The 23,102-nt window shown below is 55.1% G+C and carries 18 protein-coding genes; 11 read left to right on the top strand and 7 right to left on the bottom strand.

Going from position 1 to position 23,102, the window contains the following annotated elements; translation table 11 throughout:
* Positions 1-48: 48 nt before the first annotated feature.
* The 8 genes from F1E05_RS03285 (at position 49) to F1E05_RS03320 (ending at position 9,473) form a co-directional block, all read left to right on the top strand.
* Positions 49-1,383, top strand: coding sequence for an AMP-binding protein (locus F1E05_RS03285; RefSeq protein ID WP_150046705.1), 1,335 nt, complete (start codon positions 49-51; stop codon positions 1,381-1,383).
* 468 nt (positions 1,384-1,851) lie between these two features.
* A complete protein-coding gene (locus F1E05_RS03290) occupies positions 1,852-2,061 on the top strand; it encodes a hypothetical protein (protein WP_150046707.1) in 210 nt (69 codons plus the stop codon).
* Between the two features lie 23 nt (positions 2,062-2,084).
* Positions 2,085-3,083 (top strand): helix-turn-helix domain-containing protein, encoded by a 999-nt coding sequence (locus tag F1E05_RS03295; protein WP_150046709.1) that lies wholly within the window; start codon positions 2,085-2,087, stop codon positions 3,081-3,083.
* A 202-nt stretch (positions 3,084-3,285) separates the two neighbouring features.
* The gene (locus tag F1E05_RS03300; protein WP_150046711.1) at positions 3,286-4,575 is read left to right on the top strand and encodes an NAD(P)H-binding protein; all 1,290 of its coding nucleotides are present in this window, start codon (positions 3,286-3,288) and stop codon (positions 4,573-4,575) included.
* Positions 4,572-5,045 (top strand): DUF2269 family protein, encoded by a 474-nt coding sequence (locus F1E05_RS03305; protein ID WP_150046713.1) that lies wholly within the window; start codon positions 4,572-4,574, stop codon positions 5,043-5,045. The genes F1E05_RS03300 and F1E05_RS03305 overlap by 4 nt, the downstream gene beginning before the upstream one ends.
* Positions 5,046-5,049: 4 nt before the next feature.
* A complete protein-coding gene (locus tag F1E05_RS03310) occupies positions 5,050-5,637 on the top strand; it encodes a DUF4166 domain-containing protein (protein WP_190303233.1) in 588 nt (195 codons plus the stop codon).
* A 195-nt stretch (positions 5,638-5,832) separates the two neighbouring features.
* Entirely contained in the window at positions 5,833-7,431 is a 1,599-nt protein-coding gene (locus tag F1E05_RS03315; protein ID WP_332095527.1) for a phytoene desaturase family protein, read from the top strand.
* Positions 7,432-7,481: 50 nt separating this feature from the next.
* Positions 7,482-9,473 carry a transglutaminase TgpA family protein gene (locus tag F1E05_RS03320; protein WP_150046715.1) on the top strand — a complete coding sequence of 664 codons (1,992 nt, stop codon included), beginning with the start codon at positions 7,482-7,484 and terminating at the stop codon, positions 9,471-9,473.
* A 4-nt stretch (positions 9,474-9,477) separates the two neighbouring features.
* On the opposite strand, the gene F1E05_RS03325 is transcribed toward F1E05_RS03320, so the two are convergent.
* Complete coding sequence (locus F1E05_RS03325; RefSeq protein WP_150046717.1) at positions 9,478-9,735, bottom strand: hypothetical protein; 258 nt, start codon at positions 9,733-9,735, stop codon at positions 9,478-9,480.
* A 103-nt stretch (positions 9,736-9,838) separates the two neighbouring features.
* Here F1E05_RS03325 and F1E05_RS03330 point away from each other — a divergent pair, with 103 nt between their 5' ends.
* The gene (locus F1E05_RS03330) at positions 9,839-10,759 is read left to right on the top strand and encodes an SPFH domain-containing protein (RefSeq protein WP_150046719.1); all 921 of its coding nucleotides are present in this window, start codon (positions 9,839-9,841) and stop codon (positions 10,757-10,759) included.
* A 2-nt stretch (positions 10,760-10,761) separates the two neighbouring features.
* Positions 10,762-11,226 carry an NfeD family protein gene (locus tag F1E05_RS03335; RefSeq protein ID WP_150046721.1) on the top strand — a complete coding sequence of 155 codons (465 nt, stop codon included), beginning with the start codon at positions 10,762-10,764 and terminating at the stop codon, positions 11,224-11,226.
* A 274-nt stretch (positions 11,227-11,500) separates the two neighbouring features.
* On the opposite strand, the gene F1E05_RS03340 is transcribed toward F1E05_RS03335, so the two are convergent.
* The 6 genes from F1E05_RS03340 to adk all read right to left on the bottom strand — a co-directional run bounded on the left by F1E05_RS03340 (position 11,501) and on the right by adk (position 19,162).
* Entirely contained in the window at positions 11,501-14,194 is a 2,694-nt protein-coding gene (locus F1E05_RS03340; protein ID WP_150046723.1) for a FimV/HubP family polar landmark protein, read from the bottom strand.
* 57 nt (positions 14,195-14,251) lie between these two features.
* On the bottom strand, positions 14,252-15,274 hold the full coding sequence (locus F1E05_RS03345; protein WP_150046725.1) for an aspartate-semialdehyde dehydrogenase: 1,023 nt from the start codon (positions 15,272-15,274) through the stop codon (positions 14,252-14,254).
* A 3-nt stretch (positions 15,275-15,277) separates the two neighbouring features.
* The gene (leuB, locus tag F1E05_RS03350) at positions 15,278-16,357 is read right to left on the bottom strand and encodes a 3-isopropylmalate dehydrogenase (protein ID WP_150046727.1); all 1,080 of its coding nucleotides are present in this window, start codon (positions 16,355-16,357) and stop codon (positions 15,278-15,280) included.
* 26 nt (positions 16,358-16,383) lie between these two features.
* Positions 16,384-17,022 (bottom strand): 3-isopropylmalate dehydratase small subunit, encoded by a 639-nt coding sequence (gene leuD, locus F1E05_RS03355; protein WP_150046729.1) that lies wholly within the window; start codon positions 17,020-17,022, stop codon positions 16,384-16,386.
* A 2-nt stretch (positions 17,023-17,024) separates the two neighbouring features.
* The gene (leuC, locus tag F1E05_RS03360) at positions 17,025-18,431 is read right to left on the bottom strand and encodes a 3-isopropylmalate dehydratase large subunit (protein ID WP_150046731.1); all 1,407 of its coding nucleotides are present in this window, start codon (positions 18,429-18,431) and stop codon (positions 17,025-17,027) included.
* Between the two features lie 92 nt (positions 18,432-18,523).
* Positions 18,524-19,162: an adenylate kinase gene (adk, locus tag F1E05_RS03365; protein WP_150046733.1), complete on the bottom strand. Its 639-nt coding sequence runs from the start codon at positions 19,160-19,162 to the stop codon at positions 18,524-18,526.
* 319 nt (positions 19,163-19,481) lie between these two features.
* Here adk and F1E05_RS03370 point away from each other — a divergent pair, with 319 nt between their 5' ends.
* Positions 19,482-23,003 carry an ABC transporter substrate-binding protein gene (locus F1E05_RS03370; protein ID WP_150046735.1) on the top strand — a complete coding sequence of 1,174 codons (3,522 nt, stop codon included), beginning with the start codon at positions 19,482-19,484 and terminating at the stop codon, positions 23,001-23,003.
* The last annotated feature ends 99 nt before the right edge of the window (positions 23,004-23,102 follow it).

Genomic DNA, 23,102 nt, shown 5'->3' on the forward strand with positions numbered 1-23,102 from the left:
AAGTTTTGTTTCATTGACTGCAATCGCGCCAAGGTCGCCAGCACACGCATGCCAATTGAGTCGGCAACAATACCGCAGCAGACGGTTTTCATGCAGGACGAGCGGCCGTTCGCCCTGTTCCAAGGTCGGGTGATCAGCCGCCGGCAACTGTGGCGAGACGTATCGGCTTTGGCCGAGCGCTTGCCAGCCAAAACCCATGCGCTCAATCTGTGCCAAAACCGTTACTTGTTTTGCGTGTGCTTGTTGGCGGCAGCCAGCCGCGGGCAAATTTGTCTGTTGCCGTCTTCCGCCCATCAACGGGTACTTTACGATATTTTAAAGGATTATCCCGATGCCTATTTGGTCGGCGAACAGATGCCGGAGATGGCTGGGGTTTGCCGTTTCGAGGTAGGCCGACCCGCAGCGGGCGGCGGCGGCAACATTCATGCGGCCGAGATAGACTGGGCGCGGGCCGGAGTCGTCGCGTTTACCTCCGGCAGTACCGGTAAACCCAAGCCTTGCCCGCACAGTTTGCTCAGCTTGCTGACTTCGGCGCGCATGGCGCTAGCGGCGTTGGGCTTGGCGGCAAGCCGGCGCGTGATGATTTCGACCACGCCGCCGCAGCACATGTACGGTTTGGAAACCTCGGTGTTTTGGCCGTTGAGTTCGGATTTGCTGTTATACGACGGCCGGCCGTTTTATCCGGGCGACGTGCAGGCCGCGCTGGCGGCCGCGCCTTGGCCGGCGCTATTGCTTACGACGCCCGCGCATTTACGCTCCTTGAGCAAAACCCGGCAGGCTTGGACCAACTTAGCCGGGGTGCTGAGCGCCACCGATACCTTGCCGCATGCCTTAGCCGCCGCCGCTAAAGCCGCGTTAGGGTTGGAGGTTTGGGAAATCTACGGTAGTACCGAAACTTTGTCGTTCGCCTGCAGGCAGGCGTTAAGCGCACGCGCGTGGCGCTTGTACCCGGGCTGTCGCTTGTACCGGGAACGGAACCGGGGGCCGGTTTGGCTGGAGGCCCGGCATTTGCCCGAGGCCGCCGTTTTATCCGACCGGTTGCGACTTTTGGACGGCGAGCGGTTTGCGGCGTTAGGCCGCGATGTCGATATGGTGAAAGTGGCCGGCAAGCGCGCTTCGCTGAGCGATTTGAATCGCATTTTGTGCGAAATCGCCGGGGTCGACGACGGGGTTTTCTATTCGGTTGACGACGGTTCCACGGAGCCGCGTTTGGCGGCGTTCGTGGTCAGCAGCTTATCGGCTGCCGAGTTGCGTAGCGCGTTACGTGCGCGGATAGACGATGTGTTCTTACCGCGAAAAATCCAGCGGGTGGCGACCATCCCGCGCTCGGCGACCGGCAAATTTACCCGGCAGGCTTTGGAACAGCTGTTGCAAAATTGGTAAAACCCGGCGGCAAGCGAGCTGCGGCAACGTGACGCATTTTTAATATTAGGAAATACTGATAATCTATGGTCATTGCAACGCTGTTCAGCTCATTGCAATAACGTCCTCCCTCCAAATCCGGCCGTCGCGCCGGATTTTTTTTGCTTTACCCCTCCAAAAAAGCTGGGTTTACAATCAAGTTTCGCACCGCCGCTTTTCCGGGGTGATTTGGGTGACAATCCGCTCAGGTGCTTGTTCCTTAACTTTATAGTAGCGAGCCTATGATGCCTTTATCCGGCTTTATTCGCTCGGCATCCGAATGCACTAAACTTTTTCGTGGTCAATGACATTGGCCGGGGTCTCCTCTAGTTCTAAGATCGTCCACTAGGAGCAAGAGGGTGTCAGGTCGTTTGCTATTGGAATGAACAGGCGTTAGAAAACTGTGAGGATTAATTTGGGTGCAATGCTGGAACGTATTAAAGGCTGATCATGACTATTCTCTTTTCGTTTGCGGCTGAAAAAATCTGGCGCGCCATGCCTAAATCGAATCGGGAAGCCATTCTGTCCTCGGTTTGGTGTGGACAATGCCGAGGTAATACGACTATGGTCGATTATTCAGTCCAATCATTGGGCGATGAGGTGATTTTGTGCGGTAAATGCCAAACTTGCGGTGCGCAAGTCAGGCGGGTGGTCGACTGATAGGCACGAGGCCTCTGTTTCAAATGCAACTTGCTTCATTACTGACTATAGGCTTTTCGTTCGGTGCGGCAGCGCTGTTATTGCTGGGAAATCTTTTGCAAAGACGCGAGCCGGTCAGTTTCCAGGCCAAGGCGGCAGGATTTTTGCTGTTAGCGGATTTGACAGCTTTGCAGTGGTTGCATCTGCAATACCTGCTCGGTCGCCCGGATGCCGTGTTGTCTAAAGTTTATCTGGGGCTGTTGTTCGGTGTTGCTCCCAGCTTTTACTTTTACAGCCGGCAATTGCTGGGTGGCGTGGCAGCCTACCGCCGGCGCGACGTTTTACATTGGCTGCCGTTTACATTGACGCTGTTGTCATACCATTGGGCGTTTCTATCGGCTTTCGCGGTTGGCAGCGGCTATTTGCTTTGGCTGTGTAAGACGGTTTACGGCTTACGCGGCCAGCGGCGGCGCTTTCATCTGGAATTGCTGTCGTTGGCCGGCCTGTTGGCGATTGCCGTGGCGGTAATCGTATTAGGTTTGCTAGGTCCGCTACTGGACGACGGCCGTTTTATCAGCGTTTACAGTCTGTTGCTTGGCTTGGCGTTTTTCACCGTGGCACTGACCTTGTTGCGTTTCCCGAATCTTGCCGGCGAGGTGTCGGAAGCGGTGCAGGCGGCCTATGCCGAGTCTACATTGAAGAATATCGATAAAGCGGCGGTGCTTGCGAAACTCGATAAGTTGATGAGCGAAGATAAACTGTACACGCTTGAGGGCATAAGTCTGGCCGCTGTGGCCGAGCCCTTGGCCATTAGTCCTCACCAGTTATCGGAATTGATCAACACCGAATTCGGCCAGGGCTTTTCCCGTTATATTCGCGAACACCGCGTTGCTGCGGCCAAACAATTATTGCTAGCCGACCCGCAGGCTTCGGTGTTGTCGATTGGATTGACGGTTGGCTTTGCCACCCAATCCAATTTTTATGCCGCCTTCAAAGACGTTACCGGCATCACGCCGGGCCAATACCGCAAAAAGCCCGACTGAATCGGCCGGCGCTAACCGATCAAGCCCCCTGTTTGCTGCGGCCGTTTACTCCGAAATGATCATTTTGGATGTTTATAAGGCTTTGAAAATAAAGCCTGTTAAACAGTAGCGGCCATTTATTGTTCCTGAATGATCAATCAGGAAGATTGCTCGCGTCGCGTGGCTTATCTTGCTCCTGCCTTTCGATTTTAAGGAGCAAAGCATGGACATTTTACTGACCGGCGCTAGCGGTTTTGTCGGCCGTGCGGTATTGGCCGAACTGCTCGGCCGGGGACATCGGGTAACGGCCTGCTGCCGGAATCCTGAACAACTCACTATCCGACATGAACGCCTCGCCACATTTGCTGTCGATTTCAACGAAGCCGATACCGTAGCGGCGTGGTGGCCCCGTCTACAGGGCATAGATGCCGTCGTTAACTGCGTCGGTATTATCGCGGAAACCCGCAATCAACGCTTCGAAGCCCTGCATAACCAGGCGGCATCGGCGTTGTTTACTGCGGCGGATCGGGCCGGCGTCGGCAAAGCGGTGCAGATTTCGGCCCTTGGAGCGGACGGCACAGCAGAGTCGCCCTACCATGTAAGCAAGAGGACCGCCGACGATGCCTTGCGGCAATTGCCGTTGGATTGGTTCGTGCTGCAACCGTCGCTGGTTTACGGTGATGGCGGTCAAAGCGCAGCGCTGTTTTATGCGCTGGCCTCCCTACCAATACACTGTCTACCCGATGGCGGACGGCAATTCATACAACCCGTTTATATTGATGATGTCGCCGAAGCGGTTGGCCGTTGCTTGGACGCAGACACGACGGGCCGCAAAACGTTGGCCTTGGTCGGCCCCGAAGCTATCACCTATGCCGATTGGTTGGCAGGCTTGCGTCGGCGGCTGGGTAAAACGGGAGCTACGGCGGTATCCATACCGCTACGTTACGCAAAGCTTGCCGCAAGTCTCGGGCGCTGGATAGGTGAGCCCATTCTGAGTCCGGACAGTATTGCGATGCTGGCTAGAGGTAATAGTGCGGATGTTTCCGTATTGACCGATTTTCTTGGTCGCCCGCCCGTCAACGTTACTAGCCGATTGTTCGAACGGCCTGCCAGCCAAGCCGAACGCTGGCAGGCCGGCTTGTATTTTTTACGGCCGGCGGCCCGATGGGTGATCGCATTGGTTTGGCTGTGGAGCGGCGTCACATCGCTATTTTTCTATCCGCACGACCTCAGTTACCGTATGCTGGCCGATACCGGTATAGAAGGTTGGATAGCTGCCTTGACCTTGTATGCTCTGGCGCTGATGGACATCGTTTTCGGCGTCGCGACGTTGTGCCGTTACCGCATTCAATCGTTGTTGCTTTGGCAGTGTTACATCGTCTTCGCCTACAGTATCGTCGTGGCCTGCCGTTTGCCCGAGTTCATATTTCATCCATTCGGGCCCTTATTGAAAAACCTGCCGTTCTTAGTCTTGTTGCTGGTTTACCGCGTATTGGAAGGAGAAAGACCATGATGTATTTAAGCTTGAAGTTGACTCACATCCTCAGCGCCGTCGTTTTATTCGGGCTAGGTTGCGGTACAGTGTTTTATAAGGTTATGGCCGATAAAACCGGGGAGCATGCCGCGATTGCCGCGACTAGCCGCCATGTAGTATTGGCAGATTGGTGGTTCACGACGCCAACCGTATTGATACAACCTGCTACCGGTGTGTTGCTAGCGGGGCAATTGCCGGCTTCGTTAGACGACGGCTGGCTGTGGTGGACTTTGCTGCTGTATTTAATCACCGGTTTGTGCTGGCTGCCGGTAGTCGTGTTGCAAATCCGCATGCGCGACATTGCCGTGCAAAGTCTTGCGGAAGGCAAACCGTTACCCTATCTGTACCATTATTATTCGAAACTCTGGTTGTGGCTGGGGGTACCTGCTTTCTTCGGCATGATCAGCATCACCACGTTGATGGTGTTTCATAACTCACTTTGGAGCTAAGCCCATGACAAAAGCATTGATGCAGAAAGTTTTAGGTGAAGATTGGTACCTGCTCCCGGACAGCATACGTCGGCACTACGACATCAGCGACGGCGGCAAAAGCCGGCTGCACGGCGAGATGGAAATAACTTATCCTGGTTATTTGTTTCCATGGGTCTGGACGATACACCTGTTCGGAGGCTTGGTGCTGTGGCCGGGCAAGGCGGTAGCGGCGGAAGTCGACAAACGCGCCGACGGCGGCGTTTTGCAGTGGCGGCGCACGCTGAGTTATGCCGACGGCAAGAGCGATTGTTTTTATTCGAGTATGCGTTTTGCTGCGGACAACGAGCTGATCGAAGACATCGGTTTTGGATTCGGTTTGCGGATGCGAGTCGAAGTCGACGAAGGCGAATTGCTTTACCGTAGCCTGGAGCACTTTTGGCAGTGGCGAAATTTCAAGCTGAAGATACCGGACTGGCTGCTATTGGGAAGTGCCGAAATCAGGGAGCATGCGCTCGGTGATGGGTTTCGACTGGATTTTAAGCTGACTCATCCATTATGGGGTATCACTTATCGTTACGCGGGTGGCTTTCTGTATTCTCCCGCTCAATAACCACTAAGGCGTTTAAAAAATGGCTTACCGCAATGAATTGTTGCAATCCAACCCATCGCTATTTAGTACCGACGGATCAGGCCTTAATGCTCATTCCGTTATTTTTTCAAATGTGCCTCACTGTTGCTATCGTGATATTTTCCTGACTGAGGGCTCGAAGACCTCAAATTGAGGTCGTCAGCCGAATCTGTTACTTTGCCCGGCTTGACGGCTTACCTTAAGACAACGGACAAAACTCCCGGCGGCATGCGCGGCATCCATACAGAATCCAAACAAGAACGTTACGACGTGGTGGTGATAGGCGCCGGGATCGGCGGTTTGAGCTGCGCGGCGTTGTTGGCCAAAGCGGGTAAGTCGGTGTTGGTGGTCGAGCGCCACGACAGGCCCGGCGGCTATGCGCACGGTTTCAAGCGGCGTGGCTTCCACTTCGATGCCGGCGTGCATTTGGTCAGTGGCTGCAGCGCCAGGGGGTATGCCAACGGCAGTACGATTTACCGGATTTGCCGGGCGGTCGGGATAGACGCCGACGGCTTGTTCATCGACGTGCCGCGTTATGGCCGGGTGGTTTATCCGGACGGACAGTTCTGGTTGTATAGTGGCGAAGCCGAGTATGTCGACGCTCTGTGTTCCCGGTTCGGGTCGGAGCACGCCGGTTTGCTGGCGCTGTTGCGCTTGTGCCGCAAGATTGCGGAGCAGTCGGTAATGGCCGACGAGTGGCTGGCGCAAGGCCGAGAGAGTAGCGGGTCGCCGGCGCAAGCCTTAGCCGATTTGTTTCGCTACAGGCGCGCAAGCTTGGCACAGGTATTGGACGAATATCTCGTCGACGCCCGTTTAAAAAGCGCGTGCGCGGCGCTCTGGCCTTATTTGGGGCTGTCGCCGTCGCGACTGTCGTTTTTGTACTGGGCGGTCATGATGGCCGGCTATGTGTACGAGGGTGGCTATTATTGCCGGGGCAGCTTTCAGCAGTTCGCGAATGCGCTGGCGGGTGCCATTGCAACGCACGGCGGCGAAGTGATGCTGAATGCCGGCGTCAGGCGCATATGCTGCGAAAGCGGCCGCGCCGACGCCGTCGTATTGGAAAACGGGCAAGTGATCGGCGCGGATGCGGTGGTTTCGAACGCCGATGCGCTGCTGACCGCAGAGATGTTGTCCGCCGGTGGCAACGACTTGGCGGCATGGCGGGACAGGGTCGCGGCCATGCAAGTGTCGCTGTCGATTTTTGCCTGTTACCTGGCCACCGACAGGGTGCCGCCGGCGTCGCAGCTCAGCCACGAAGCATTTTTTTTCCCGAGTTACGATCACGAGCTGAATTACCACCGCAGCTTGGCCGGAGAAATGACCTGGTTTTCGGCGACTATGCCGGGCGTCAGCGACCGGTCTGTCGCCCCGGCGGGCGGTCAGGTAATGATGCTGACCAGTTTATGTCCGTTCCAGGTCGGGCGCTCGTGGCGGGAGGCGAAACCGGCGTTCCAGCAGCGCTTGCTGGAATTGGCGGAACGCGAATTTCCCGGCTTGGGTGGCCGCATTTTGCTGGTGGAATCGGGGTCGCCGCGCACCATGGAACGTTACACCTTGAACCGGCACGGCGCCGCCTACGGTTTCGCCGCAACGCCGGAGCAAATAGGGCCCAACCGGCCGGACGTGCGCGGCGCAGTGCCGGGCTTATATCACGTAGGCCATTGGACCCGGCCGGGCGGCGGCGTGGCCGGCGTCAGCGTTTCCGCAGTATTGGCCGCGCAAGCGGTATTAGAGCGGCCTAAGCTGCAGGATTTTTGGCAAGCCTTGCAGGCTTAGTCACATGTCCGCCCCCGGTTTATGTTCCTTACAACGCAGTTGACCGGCCGATGGCGATTACCCTGAATTTTCCTAGCACAAGGACGGCCGGCAGCGTAGCGATAGAACCGGTTCCGGACCGGCGGGCGTTGGCCTTGCTGTTGCTGTCGGTGTGCTTGATTACCGTGCCGCACGCCTGGCACATTCCGCTACCCTTGTTTGGGTTTTTCGGCGTGCTGGCGGCATGGCGGGCAGTGACCTTGTATCGGCAGTACGGTTTGCCGAATCGCACGCAGCTGACCTTGCTGACGTTGCTGGCCATTGCGCTGTTGGTCAGTCAGCAGCGCAGTTTTTTCGGGCGCGACGCCGGTACCGCCGTGTTTGTCGTGGCTTTAGGCTTGAAGTTGCTGGAAACGCGCAGTCGGCGCGACGCTTATCTGGTCGTCAATCTGGCTTTCATCGTGGCCGCTTCGCAGTTTTTATATCAGCAAAGCTTGTGGATGGCCGGGTATGTGTTAACGGTATCCGGCCTGTTGGTGGTGACTTTGCTCAGCTTGCATTCGGCTACGCTGCCGATAGGGCGGATGCTGAAAACGGGATTTGCTATCGGCTTGCACGCGCTACCCCTGGCGTTGCTGATGTTCGTGTTTTTTCCCAGGGTCGAAGCGCCGCGTTGGATGTGGTTGCAGGATCAGCACAAAGCCGTGTCCGGTCTGACGGACAGATTGGAGCCGGGCTCGATCAGCGAGCTGAGCCTGTCCGACGCTTTGGTGTTCAGAGTGCGCTTCGATGGGCCGATTCCGCCGCCCGCCCGACGCTATTGGCGCGGACCGGTATATGTCGAAACCGACGGCAACGGCTGGCGCGCGGTAAAGCAGGCGGATCAACGTGCCGATCCGCCGGAGATAGTCGGCGATCGGTACGCATATACCTTGTTGTTGGAGCCGCAAGCGCAGAATTTGGTGTACGGTTTGGAAATGGCTGAGTCTTTCGGTCCCGAGCTGAGGCGCAATCGTTATTACCAATTGCAGGTCAAGGAAAAACCGCTGGAGCGCGCCGAATACCGCATCGTGTCCGGGGCGGAATACAGGATTTTGCCGCTCAGCGACCAAGAGCGCCGGCAAGCCTTGCAATTACCGCAGCCGGTTTCCGGGCGCCTGCGCGATTTCGTCGCCGGTATGCAGCAAGAGGCCGCCGGTCCGCAAGACTTGATCGATGGGCTGCTGCGCTATTTTCGCACCGAAAATTTTTATTACACGCTGACGCCGCCGTTGATGCCGGATCAGCCTGTCGAGACCTTTCTGTTCGAAACCCGGCGAGGATTTTGCAGCCATTACGCGACCGCCTTGGTGTATTTGCTGAGAATTGCCGGCGTTCCGGCTAGGGTGGTCGGCGGTTATCAAGGCGGCGAAATCAATCCGGTCGGCAATTTTCTGGAAGTCAGGCAGGCGGATGCGCATGCATGGGCGGAGGCGTGGCTGCCGGATAAAGGTTGGGTCCGCGTGGATCCTACCGCGGCAGTGGCGCCGGAGCGCATAGAGCGAGGGGTGAACGTAGATTTGCAAATCGCCAGCGGCGAAGTCAGCTTTACGTCCGTCAGCATAGGATCGGCCGGAGATTGGCTGAAACGCAGCCGGCAATTATGGCAAAGCATCGATTACAACTGGCAACGCTGGGTGGTCAATTACAACAGCGAAAATCAAGCGCAATTTTTTCGCGATTGGGACATCGATAGCACGTTCAAGCTGGCGCAGTGGTTGTTTGCGAGTCTGTTACTCGTCGGATTGCCGTTAACCGCTTGGTTATTGAAAACGCGCGTCGCGGCGGATCGAAGCGTGGAATGCTATCGGCAGTTTTGCAGGAAAATGGCCAAGGCCGGCGTAGAAATCGGTTACAGCGAAGGCGCGCTAGCCTTCGCCGAGCGCGCCGCAGCCGCAAAACCGGAATTGGCGGAGCAAATCGAGCGGATTACCGCTTTGTACATTCGTATTCGCTATCAAGCGCAAAGCGATGCGGCCGATTTACGGACATTGAAAAATAGGGTGCGCGGGCTGCGTATCTAGCTCATCAATGCAAGTCCGGCACTTCCGAATTCAGCGTTCTAGCCGGTTGCTGCTGTTTGGCTTTTTCTTGTTGCAATTCTTTGTTCCCTTCGCCGAACATGGTGGCGGCAACCATGAACAGCACTGCGCTGATGACCAGTACCGGCGCCCGTCCCGGAGAATCCATCCAAAAAAAGATCCATTTAGGTTTGATCATCCCTACGATCAAAATAACCGCCATCAAGATGAAGATGTTGAACGAATAGTAAATTAGCGTGTTCATGCTTAGGCCCTTAAACCGGCAGGTTGTCGAAGTATGCATTATTATTAGTTGGTTAGCAGTTTGCAATATCTACTATTTCGAATCGAAAAATCCGGGAGGCCTTATGGGCGGGTTCAGTTTGTTTGTCACCGTATTGTTTGCGTTTGCCATTTTAATGGTGTTCATGAGCGTGAAATCGGTACCTCAGGGCATGGAATACACGGTCGAACGTTTCGGTAAATACATCAATACCCTGACGCCGGGGTTGAATATCATCGTACCTATCATCGATCGTATCGGTCGGCGCTTGAATATGATGGAACAAGTGCTGGATGTGCCGTCTCAGGAGGTGATTACCAAGGATAATGCGATGGTCAGGGTAGACGGCGTGGTGTTTTACCAAATCATGGATGCCGCCAAGGCGGCTTATGAGGTCAACTACTTGGATGTAGCCATCATCAATCTGGTCATGACCAATATCCGCACCGTGATGGGTTCCATGGATTTGGACGAGCTGTTATCGCGGCGCGACGAAATCAATGCCCGGTTGTTGGCGGTGGTGGACGACGCGACTACGCCTTGGGGCATCAAAGTGACCCGTATAGAAATCAAAGATATCGCGCCGCCCAAGGACTTGGTCGACTCTATGGCAAGACAAATGAAAGCCGAGCGGGAAAAACGCGCACAGATTTTGGAGGCGGAAGGCTTGCGGCAGGCGGAAATTTTGAAAGCGGAAGGCTTGAAGCAAAGCGCAATCTTGGAAGCGGAAGGCCGTAAAGAGGCCGCTTTTCGCGAAGCGGAGGCGCGCGAACGGATGGCGGAAGCCGAGGCTAAGGCCACGATGATGGTGTCGGAAGCGATAGCCAAGGGCGACGTGCAAGCGATCAATTTTTTTGTGGCACAAAAATATATCGAATCGTTGAAAGCGGTTGCGGCGGCGGACAATAGCAAACTTATTTTGATGCCGTTGGAAGCCTCCAGCGTGATCGGCGCGTTGGGCGGTATCGGCGAATTGGCCAAAGAAGCCTTGAATAAAAAGGGCTAGACATGGAGGCGACGCAAATCGAATTTTGGTATTGGTGGGTGTTGGCGACCGGTTTTTTGGCAATAGAGCTATTGGCCCCCGGCTTTTTTTTCCTGTGGCTGGCGGTTTCCGGTTTTGTGGTGGGGTCGCTGGTCTGGATGCAGCCGGCCGTATCGTTTGAAATACAGTTATTGATTTTTTCGGTACTGGCGGTGGCTTCAGTGTTGGTTTGGCGCCGTTATTTCCACGCCAAGGACCAGCAAAGCGATCAACCCTTGCTGAATAAACGAGGGGCGCAATATATCGGGCGTACCTTTAATTTGGTTACCGCCATCGAAAACGGCCAAGGCAAGATCAAAGTGGACGATACGACTTGGAAAGTGCAGGGGCCGGATTGCCCGTTGGGCAGCAAGGTGAAGGTGCTTAACGTGAAAGGCGTGGTATTCGAGGTGGAGCGTTGCGGCGAAGCTACGGAGCCGGGAAAATAGCTGTCAAATCGCAACGCTGTTTGGAATGCAGGGACTATGAAAGTCATGGTGGGAGCGACGCCTAGCCGCGATTGGCAAGGCCCTCATTGCGGCTAGGCGTCATTCCTACCAAGCTACCTTTCATTTGCCGGAGCGATTGCCAGCCCTTCAAGATCGTTAGGTGATTTTCGGCGAAAAGATGCCCGGCTGACCGGTTTTTTGCCTATAGACTGCGGAGCATACCCGAAGGGCAAAAATCCGGCGCCTTCGGGTAGGTACATTCTTGGCTATCGCCTTAGATGAGTTCGTCCAGCAAAGCTTGTGCCGCTTGTTTTTGTTCTTTCGAACCTTTCTCCAGAACCTCGCTCGCGATTTTTCTGGCCGCTTCGGTGTCGCCCATGTCGATATAGGCTTTGGCGAGGTCGATTTTAGTTTCCAATTCATCCATATCGGTTAAATCGGAAACGCCTAAGCCGAAATCGCTTTCTTCTTCCGCGCCCAGGGCGGGGGCATCGAAGTCGAAATTGAAGTCGAATTCGTCCGCGTCGCCAGCGGCGATGTTCTCCGGCTCTTTGCTGCCGGAAGAGGCTAGCGTCAGCGGAGTCGCGGATTTGTCTTGTGCCGGGCTGACAAATTCGGGGAAATCCCAGCCGTCCGGTTCTTCGACCTCGGTAGCCGACGCCGTTTCTTCCGGTTGCGGTGCGGGGGCTTGTTCGGCGGATTTGGGCAGGCTGTCGTCCAAATCGAAGCTGAAATCGAAAGTTTCGAATTCTTCGGCCGGCGATTTTTCCCCTGTAGATTTTTGCTCTGCAACCGAACCTAAATTGTCGAAGTTAAATTCTATCGATTCGATGTCGGTATCCGCGGTATTTTGTTTGTCTTCCTCGGCTTCATCATCGCCGATAGAAAACGAACTCAAATCGAAGTCCAGGCCGTTGTCGTCCAGCGCTGCGTCTTCGTCCAGCCGTAATTCGCTTAAGTCGTCGTCCAACTGCAATTCGCCTGCTGCGTCAGTCTCCGGCGTTGCGGGTTCCGATTTCGGTTCGAATGAGGCTTTAGTCTCTTTGCTATGCTGCGCGGGGCTGGCGGTTGCCGTTTCGGATGCGGCCGTTCCGCCGAATAACGGCGAGTCCGGAACGATTTCGCTAGCCATATCGGTCACTTTGTTCCAAAACCCTTTATCGGCCTGTTTGCCGGCCTTGGCGAGTTCTTGGGCGTAATTTTCGAAGGCTTCGCGGTTTTCGTTGGCGTAGAAGATTTCCAGCAGTTTGAGCTTAAATTCGTCTTTCTGAGGATGCTCTTTGATCGCTTCTTTGATCAAATCTTCCGCTTGTTGGTAGCGGCCGTAAGCCAGATAAACATCGGCCTCCGATAATGGGTCCACTTCGGCTTGATCGGTATCGAAAGCCTCGAAATCGCTGGGAGTAAAGTCGCTGATGAAGGAGCTTTCCCCTACCGTGCCGACATCGTAATTGCCGCTGGAGGTCATGTCGAGAACCGGTACCGATAATGCGCTGTCTGCGTCCGGCATTCTGATTTGGGTGGCCGAGGCAAACATGCTTTCGGTATCGGGTTGCCCTTCCGGTTTGCGTTTACGCCGGTATAGCCAGCCCAGTGCACCTAGAATGCCAAGGCCTAGTCCCCCGGCTGTCAGGTAATATACGGACGAAGAAAAGAAGCCCTCTTCTTCTGCAACCACTTCCGGTACCGGTGGAGGAACTGGTTTACGCGGTTGCGGAACAGGTTTGGGGACAATCGGCGTCGGCTCGGCTGTGGGAGGCGGTTGCGGTGCCGGCGTTGTTTGTTGCGCCGGTTCTATAGGCGCCGTCGGTGTCGGGACTTCCTGCTGTACGTCCGGAGTTTCCGGCTGTGTTTTGGCCTCAGGCTCAGGCGTTGGCGCGGGTTGGCTGGGTACGGCCGCGCCTTGGTTTTGTAACGTCGCCAATTGTTGGTCTTTCAACGCCAACAATTGCTGCATCATGTTGATCTGCTGTTCCAGGCGGTCGATACGGGCTTGTAGATCGGCTTGACCGGCGTCCGCTTCACCGGCTCCGCTATCGCCGCTGATATTGCCGCCGGTAGAGGTTCCGCCGGATTTGACTTGAGCGCCGACTTCGGCGTTCTCGGCTATTTTTGCATCGCTGGGGGCGACAAGCTCCAGCGGTTTAGACGGTTTGACATCGCTAGGTTGCGGCTTGACCGGTGCGGCTGCTTTAGCGCCGGCTTTTGGCCCGGATTGCATAATCGCCGCTGTTTCGGGAATTTTTAAAACGACTCCGGTTTTTAACGAATTGATATTGCCGTGATTGAATGCGTCGGGGTTGGCGCGGTACAGCGCCGTCAGCATTTGCTTGGTGGGGACTTCGCGTTGCTGAGCTAATTGTTGTGCGATGTGCCACAAGGTATCCGCGCTTTGCGTTGGTCCGTATTCTCCGTCGGTCGGCGTTTGCGGTGAAATAGTCGAAGCGGTGCGAATCGGACTGCGGCTGCGGCGTGGCGTAGCCTTGGGCGCGCTCGGCTCTTCCAACGGCTCGATACGGTATTCCGGACTAATCGCGCTTGGAAGAGGCGATGGTTGGTATTCCGCCGGCGGATCGATCAGGACGGTGTATTCGCGATATTGGCTACCCTGCGGCCAATTGATTTCCAGCAAGAAATTCAGAAAAGGCTCGGTGATCGGTTCGCGCGAGGATACTTTGACGACGATGTCGCCGTTAGCTTGAACAACCGGTTGAAATTTGATTTTGGAAAGAAAATAACTCCAAGGGATGCCGGCTTGATCGAATTTTTCAGGCGGCGCCAAACGCACGCTAACGTCGGCAGGATTTTCGCCGGAAGCGATATGAAGTTTGATTTGCGCTTCCAGTTTTTGGTTGAGTGCCGAATGTAATTCTATATCTCCGATACCTAACGGCTGTGCGGTTATCGGCGCCAATAACGATACCATCGCCAACAGTTGGGACACAGCTTTTACGTTCGATTCCTTCACAGAGTTACACCTCGGCACTTTCGACTGGATGCGCTTGATACGCTTGGTAATCTTAGCTTAGATGTATTTTTTTACCAGCACTTCGGCAATCTGCACACTGTTAAGCGCCGCACCTTTTCTGACATTATCCCCAACCACCCAAAGGTTTATACCCATAGGATGGGATATGTCTTCTCTGATGCGTCCAACGTAGACGTCGTCGTGGCCGGCCGATTCGGTTACCGCGGTCGGATAGCCGCCGGCTACGCGTTCATCCAATACGGTGACGCCGGGAGCCGCATTGAGCAGGGCTTTGACTTCCTCGACGCTGATTTTACGTTTGGTTTCGATGTGTACGGCTTCCGAATGGCCGAAAAACACCGGAACTCTGACCGCCGTCGGGTTAACCTGAATGCTGTCGTCGCCCATGATTTTGCGGGTTTCCCAGACCATTTTCATTTCTTCTTTGGTATAGCCGTTGTCCATGAACACGTCGATTTGCGGCAACACGTTGAAGGCGATTTGTTTGGGATAAACGCTGGGCTGCACCGGCTTGGCATTCAACAAGTTAGCGGTTTGGGTGGCCAGCTCTTCGATCGCCTCTTTGCCCGTGCCGGAAACGGCCTGATAGGTGGCGACGTTGATGCGTTCTATGCCCACCGCGTCGTATATCGGTTTCAACACCACCAGCATTTGGATGGTGGAGCAGTTGGGGTTGGCGATGATGCCGCGGTTTTTGTATTCGGCCACTTTTTCCGGGTTGACTTCCGGGACCACCAGCGGAATGTCGGCGTCGTACCTAAATTGCGAGGTGTTGTCTATCACCACGCAGCCGGCGGCGGCGGCCTTAGGCGCATATTCCGCGGAGACCGACGCGCCGGGGGAAAATAGGCCTATCTGCACTTTGGAAAAATCGAAACTCGCCAAGTCCTGGACGACCAGCGAGCCGCCTTTGAACGGAATGCGCTTGCCCGCGGAGCGTTCGCTGGCCAGAGCATATACATTGCCCACCGGAAAATTGCGTTCTTCCAAGATGCTGATCATGGTTTCGCCAACGGCCCCGGTGGCACCGACAACCGCGACGTCGTAGGTTTTCGACATATATTAGCCTCCTAAGGCGGTGACGACGGCGTCGCCCATTTGCGCCGTGCTAACTTTTTTCATGCCGTCGGAATAGATGTCCGCGGTTCTGACATTAGCGTCCAGAGCGGTGTTTACGGCTTGTTCGATACGCTCTGCGGCGCCTGCTTCGTTAAAGGTATAGCGTAGCATCATCGCGGCTGACAAAATGGTGGCCAAAGGATTGGCTATCCCTTGGCCGGCAATGTCCGGCGCGGAGCCGTGTATCGGTTCGTACATGCCTTTGCCGTTGGCGTCCAAAGAGGCGGACGGTAACATGCCGATCGAGCCGGTCAGCATGGCGGCCGTATCCGACAAAATATCGCCGAACATATTGGTGGTGACGATGACGTCGAATTGTTTCGGCGCGCGCACCAATTGCATGGAGGCATTGTCGACGTACATATGGCTGAGCTGTACGTCGGGATATTCTTTGCCGACTTCGGTCACCACCTGCCGCCACAGTTCGGTGCATTCCAGTACGTTGGCTTTATCGACCGAACACAGTTTTCGTTGGCGTTTTTGCGCGGTTTTGAAAGCGGAATGCGCGATGCGGCGGATTTCCGATTCGCTGTATACCAGTGTGTTATAGCCCTGCTGTTCGCCGTTTTCCAGTAAACGAATGCCGCGTGGTTGACCGAAATAGATGCCGCCGGTCAGCTCGCGCACGATCATGATGTCCAAGCCGGATACCACTTCCGGTTTCAGTGTGGAGGCCGCCACCAATTGCGGGTATAAGATAGCCGGGCGCAAATTCGAAAAAAGGTTCAATTCGGAACGAATGCCCAGCAGGCCGCGTTCCGGCCTGACCGCGTGCGGCAGAGGTTCCCATTTGGGGCCGCCGACCGCGCCCAATAGCACCGCGTCGGAATGTTTGCATAAATTCAGGGTTTGCTGCGGCAGCGGCGTACCGAACGCGTCGTATGCGGCGCCGCCGACTAGTGCGGTTTCAAAATTTAAGCCGAGATCCATGTCGGAGTTTAAAAATTTCAACACTTTAAGCGCTTCGGCAACGATTTCGGGGCCGATGCCGTCGCCCGGCAATACTGCGATTTTTTTCGTCATTGATTTACCTGGATATATAAAAGGTGTTATGCGTCGTGAAACAGCCAAGGTGCGCGTTTGGCGCGCTCCGCCTCGTAAGCTTTGATGCGCTCGGCATGTTGTAACGTCAGGCCTATATCGTCCAAACCGTTTAATAAACGGTAACGGCGGTTGTCGTCCACGTCGAAGCCGATTTGCCGGCCGTCGGGTGTGGTGATGGTTTTCCGCGCCAAATCGACAGTCAGTCGATAGCCGTCGATCAACTCTTTGAATAACTGATCTACCTGTTCGGCGGGTAACACGATGGGCAAGATGCCGTTCTTAAAGCAATTGTTGAAAAAAATATCGGCAAAGCTTGGGGCAATGATAGCTCTGAAGCCGTAGTCTTCCAGCGCCCAAGGTGCGTGCTCGCGCGACGAGCCGCAGCCGAAGTTTTCCCGGGTCAACAATATTTGGGCGCCTTGATATTGCGGTTGATTTAATACGAAGTCCGGGTTCAACGGGCGATTGTTGCAATCCATTTCCGGTTCGCCGCGGTCCAGATAGCGCCATTCGTCGAACAGATACGGGCCGAATCCGGCTCTACGAATCGATTTCAAGAACTGTTTGGGGATGATGGCGTCGGTATCAACGTTGGCGCGATCCAATGGCGCCACCAAGGCCGTCAAGGTGGTAAATGCCTGCATGGTTACAACTCCTCCGCAACGTTGACGAAATGGCCGGCAATGGCGGCGGCGGCGGCCATGGCCGGGCTGACCAGATGGGTGCGTCCGCCGTAACCCTGTCTGCCCTCGAAATTGCGATTGGAGGTCGAGGCGCAGTGTTCGCCGGCTTCCAGGCGATCGGCGTTCATAGCCAGACACATCGAACAGCCGGGTTCCCGCCATTCGAATCCGGCTTCGAGGAAGATTTGATCCAGGCCTTCCGCTTCGGCTTGCCGTTTGATCAAGCCGGAGCCGGGCACGATCAACACTTGTTTCACCGTGTCGGCTTTGCGGCGGCCTTTGATCGCGCCGGCTGCGGCCCGTAAGTCTTCGATGCGCGAGTTGGTGCAGGAACCGATGAAGACTCTGTCTATGCGGATGTCGGTGATTTTTTGCCCGGCCTGCAGGCCCATGTATTGCAACGCGCGCAGCATGCTTTCGCGTTTGACCGGGTCGGGTTCTTGGGCCGGATCGGGCACCTGCGCATCGACCGGTACTACCATTTCCGGGGAGGTACCCCAGGTTACTTGCGGTTTGATGTCGGCGGCGTTTAGTTCGACGACTTTGTCGAATTTGGCGTCGGCGTCGGAATGCAAGTTTTGCCAGTAGCGTACCGCCATATGCCAGTCGTCGCCTTTGGGCGAATAAGGCCGGTCACGGTAATAATCTATGGTGGTCTCGTCGACGGCTACGAGTCCGGCGCGGGCGCCGGCTTCTATCGCCATGTTGCAAACTGTCATACGTCCTTCCATGCTTAGGGCGCGGATCGCTGCGCCGCCGAATTCGATGGTATAGCCGGTACCGCCGGCGGTACCGATTTTGCCGATGATGGCCAGTACGATGTCTTTCGCTGTCACGCCGGGGCCGGTTTGGCCATCGACTTTGATCAGCATGTTTTTGGCTTTTTTTTGCACCAGGCATTGAGTGGCCAGCGCATGCTCCACTTCGGAGGTGCCGATGCCGAAGGCTAAGGCGGCCGAAGCGCCGTGGGTGGAGGTATGCGAATCCCCGCATACCACGGTCATGCCCGGCAAGGTAGCGCCTTGTTCCGGACCTACCACGTGGACTATGCCTTGCCGCATGTCGCTCATGTCGAATTCGGTAATGCCGAATGCGCGGCAATTGTTGTCCAGCGTATCCACTTGCAGGCGAGAAATCGGGTCGGCAATGCCTTTGGCTCTATCGGTGGTCGGCACGTTATGATCGGCCACCGCCAGATTGCGCGAGGTGCGCCAGGGCTTGCGCCCCGCCAGCCTCAGGCCGTCGAAGGCCTGAGGAGAAGTGACTTCGTGCAGCAATTGCCTATCGATGTAGATCAAGCACGAACCGTCGTCTTCGACGTGTACGATGTGGTCGTCCCAAAGTTTGTCGTATAAAGTTTTACCTGCCATTACGGGATCTCTAATTCAAAACGAGCTACTAAGCATCTGCCGAAGTCGGTCCGGTTGTATTGCCGGACTTGCGGCCGGTTTGTGACAACGGATTAGCTTAACGCGGCAAACAGCCTTTCGGTAATTTCCTGCACGCTGCCGACGCCCGAAATCGATGCGAATTTGGCGTTTTGTCCGGGGGCGGAATAGAAATTTACCAAGGGTTTGGTTTGTTCGTGATAAACGCTCAGACGTTTGCGCACCGTTTCTTCTTGGTCGTCGTCACGTTGGATTAAGGGTTCGCCGGTCAGGTCGTCTACGTTTTCCTGTTTGGGCGGATTGAATGCGACGTGGTAGCTGCGGCCGGAACCCGGGTGTACCCGGCGCCCGCTCATGCGTTGAATAATGTCTTGGTCGTCGACCGAAATTTCCACGACATAATCCAATTCGACCCCTAATTTTTGCAGGCCTTCGGCTTGGGCGATGGTGCGCGGAAATCCGTCCAGCAAAAAGCCGTTTTTGCAATCCGCCTGGGCGATGCGCTGTTTGATCAGGCCTAAAATGATGTCGTCCGATACCAGGCCGCCGGCGTCCATCACCTTTTTGGCTTCCAAGCCCAGCGGGCTGCCTTCCCGAACCGCGGCGCGCAGCATGTCGCCGGTGGATATTTGCGGAATCGAAAATTTTTCGGTAATGAATTGAGCTTGGGTGCCTTTGCCGGAGCCGGGGCTGCCTAACAGCATAATGCGCATCGCAACATCTCCAAAGAGTCAGATGATTATTAAAATAAAAAGGGCCACATTCTAGCTTAACCGGCCGGGGTTTGCCGAAATCTTGCGGCAAGTTCGATCAAATTATCTTACGGAAGCGTTGGCCTACCGGTGCCGGGCGATGGTGTTATTGGGTGCACAAATTTTCTAAAAGTGACGAGCGATAAGGCGTTTCCGCGAAAAACCGGACATTTAGCGGTTTTTGTCCGTTGCCGCAAACCTTTACTATATTCAAATTTTCATAGCCGAACATTCGATCCGCTCCTGTCGCAAACATGCGTCGATTTCCAGAGGAATATAAATGGTTTACCGGTATTTGGCTTTAGGCCTATTGTTTTGGATTTCGCCGGGTGTTTGGGCTGCGGATGGGTTTGAGCCCGTGAGGCTGCAATTGAAATGGAAGCATCAATTTCAATTTGCCGGGTATTACGCCGCCCTGGAAAAAGGATTTTATCGTGATGCCGGTTTAGACGTCCGGATAGTCGAAGGCGGACCGGAGCGTCCCCCGGTGGAGACTGTTGTAGCCGGTTTGGCCGATTTCGGCGTCAGTAACTCGCAATTGATTTTGGAACGCGGCAAACGTCAACCGGTAGTGGTGTTGGCGCCGATCATCCAACATTCTCCCCTTAGTTTGGTAGTCAAGCGGGACAGCGGCATTAGCACTGTGGCGGATCTGGCAGGTAAACGCTTGATGATAGGTCCGGACGACGCTGAACTTCAGGCGTATTTTCGCGATTCCGGATTGAAAGCCGGGGATTACCAGCGCCAAGTGCATAGTCAAGATGTGCACGATCTGATCGACGATCGTACCGACGGCCTGTCGGCTTACACGCCCGACCAACCCTATACCTTATATAAAGCCGGGGTGGACTACCTGGAGCTGCGGGCCATCAACGCCGGCATCGACTTTTATGGCGATACCTTATTTACTTCGGAAGATTATCTATCCCGGCATCCCGAACAGGTGAGTGCCTTTCGAGCGGCATCCTTGAAGGGCTGGGCCTATGCCATGCAGCACCCGGAGGAAGTTGCCTTATTGATACACCAGCGTTACGCCCCGGATCGTTCCATGGAGCATTTATTGTGGGAGGCTATGCAGTATCGGCCTTTCATCATGGCCGATTTGATCGAGCTAGGCCACAACAGCGTTTCCCGCTGGCGGCACATCGCGGATGTTTACATTCGCTTGGGGATGTTGCCGGCCGATTTCGATATGCGCGGCATGTTTTATCAAACCGAGGCATTAGACTTCGGTCGCGTTTATCCCTGGTTGATAGGTTTGGCGGTCTTAGTGCTGTTGTTTGCCGGGTTTGCGGCGTTTGCGCAGCACGGACGGCGTACTTTGTACCGCTTGCATAACCGGCAGGAAATGTTGGCCGCCAATTTGCCCGGCGTGATTTACCAATATTTACTCCGTGCGGACGGCAGCGCCTGTTTTCCTTACGCCAGTATCGGACTTTACGACGTTTTCGGCGTGCCCCCGGACCAAGTCGGCGAAGATGCGTCGCCGATTTTCCAGGTGATGCATCCGGACGATGTGCAAAGGGTTAAAAACGGCATTCGCACGTCCGCGGAGCGCTTGACGGTGTGGCAGGACGAATATCGCGTCAAACATCCTGTGAAAGGCGAGATATGGGTCGAAGGCAGGGCCAGCCCTATGCGCACCGAAAACGGCGACGTGTTGTGGCATGGTTTCATAGCCGATATCAGCCAGCGTAAACAGCTGGTGCGGCAGCTGCAGGAAAGCGAAACCCGCTTCAGACAGATGTTCGAATATATTCCGGTCGCTTATCAGGCTTTGGACGTCAACGGCAAGTTCGTGGATTTTAACGACGGATTACAGCATCTGTTGGGATATAACCGCGAACAACTGCTGGGCATGTGTTTTAGCGATTTGTGGCATGACGACGACAATTTGGCTTGGGCCGGTTTGTTTGCATCCTTGGAAATTCAAGAATCGATTTCCGACGAACTGACCTTGCTACGGCAAAACGGCATCCCGGTAACCGTTTTGATCGATTGTCGGGTGCAACGCGACGAACGCGGCAGATTTCAGAGAATTCATTGTATTTTGCATAACATCACCGAGCGTAAAGCCATGGAGGAGGCGATTACGAAAAGTGAGCATAAGTTTCGAAACATTGCCGCAACCGTGCCGGGTATGTTGTGCGATTACGTATTTCCCCCGCACCGAAACGCCCGATTTTTATATGCCGGCCCGCGTTGCCGGGATATTTTGGGTTTAGAGCCGGAGGCTTTGTTGGCTGATTTCAGCTTGTTTTTGCAAATGCTGCACCCGGATGATTTGGTGTCGTTGGCGCTAGAACAGCAGGCGGCCGAAATGAACGGCAGGGTATTCAATGTTGAATGCAGAATTAAACTTGCCTCGGGGCAGGCCAAATGGATACAGATTGTTTCCCAAGCCAATCCGGCGACAGCGGACGAGTCCGCCGTTTGGAGCGGGATTATTTTGGACGTTACCGAGCGCAAGCGCATCGAAGAAAACCTTGCCCGGGCCAAAGAAGCCGCGGAAGCGGCCAACCGGGCGAAGTCGGTGTTTTTATCCAGCGTCAGCCATGAACTGCGCACGCCGCTGAACGCTATCATAGGTTTTAGCCATCTGTTGGAAACCGACGTCGAGGAGCCGCTGAGCAAAAGTCAGGCCGAATCCTTAAGCTATATCGCCCGTAGCGGCCAGCATTTGCTGAAATTGGTTAACGAAATTTTAGATTTGGCCAGAATCGAGGCCGGCAAAATGGATTTGGAAATTGCCCCGGTTTTGTTGCGTAGCTTGTTCCAAGAGTGTTTGCCGTTATTTGCCAACATGGCGGCGGAAAAACAGGTCACAATGAATACCTGCGGGGTTTGTCCGAAAGGCCCGGACAGCGAGGGCCTGTCCGAATGGCAGGCAATCTGCCAAACCGGCATGTTGGCGGTCATGGCGGATAGATCGCGTTTGCGGCAGGTGTTGAATAACTTGTTGTCTAACGCAATCAAATACAATCGAGCCGGCGGCAGTGTCAATCTGCGCTGTTCGGTGCGCGGCGATTCGGTTCGAATCAGCGTAACAGATAGCGGAAAAGGTATTGCGGAACAGTATTGGCCGGAAATGTTCACGCCGTTTCACCGTTTAGGCGCAGAAAACAGCGCTATAGAAGGTAGTGGTATAGGCTTGGTGATCTGCAAACAGTTGGTGGAAGCCATGAACGGCGCTATCGGTTTCGAATCTCAACAGGACGTAGGCAGTACCTTCTGGATAGAATTGCCGGTAGCCGATTTTTCCGTCTTGAACGGCGCCGGCATCGGCGAGCAAAGGGAAGAAGCCAAGCATACCCGAGCGTTGCCGGATGTACACGGCACTGTCGTGTACATAGAAGACAATTTGACTAACGCCATGTTGATGCAGCATATTTTGCGTAGGGTACCCGGGATTACCCTGCGGCATTTTCAGGCCGCGGAACCGGCGCTGACGGAGCTGGAACAGCTTGAGGCCGATTTGGTTTTCGTGGACGTCAATTTGCCGGGAATGAACGGTGTCGAAGCGCTACGCAGGATTAAAAATAATCCTGCGACGGCCGAGCTACCTGTTGTGGCGATTACCGCCGATGCGCTGAACGGTGCGGGGATAGCCGAGGAGCACGCCGGATTTGCCGATTATTTAATCAAGCCGTTCGATGTAGATCAGTTAATGATGGTGTTGCAGCGCTTAATCGGCGTGCGGCAGGAACAAACTGCTTGCGATCCGTTCATGCCCGAGAACAATCCGTTAAGCCTCCCTGGGCCGGTTTGCCCTGAGCCCGGTCGACAAGCGAACGGAATTTAAAAGGCTTGAACGATGGTTGAGCGCGTATCAAACGCTCACGTTTCGGCAGGCTGTTTTGTTTACGCGCCGCAACCGATTTTTAGACGTATGGGTTCGCTA

The sequence above is a fragment of the Methylomonas rhizoryzae genome (genome assembly GCF_008632455.1).
Taxonomy (GTDB): Bacteria; Pseudomonadota; Gammaproteobacteria; order Methylococcales; family Methylomonadaceae; genus Methylomonas; species Methylomonas rhizoryzae.